General features: G+C 41.5%; 1 pseudogene. It reads left to right on the forward strand.

The window, feature by feature from the left end:
- Nucleotides 1-234: pseudogene (locus AAOP42_RS00290) on the forward strand (sulfatase-like hydrolase/transferase); the annotation flags it as partial.

Consider the following 234-nt stretch of genomic DNA (forward strand, 5'->3'; position numbering starts at 1 on the left):
ACTATTGCTCCAAATCAGATGAATGAAAACCTGATTGATTTTACCGATTTCTTCCCTTCTTTACTAGAAGCGGCACAAGCTCAAAAACCTCAAAATCAAATCCTGGATGGCACCAGTTTTTACCCTCAACTTCTGGGCAAAGAAGCCAAAGCCAGAGATTGGGTTTTTTGTAGCTATGCGCCAAACTGGGGAAATTTCACCCCTAAAACCTATGTGCAAAACACAGAGTGGAAA

This window comes from Reichenbachiella sp. MALMAid0571 (assembly GCF_040151475.1).
GTDB lineage: Bacteria > Bacteroidota > Bacteroidia > Cytophagales > Cyclobacteriaceae > CAXBNB01.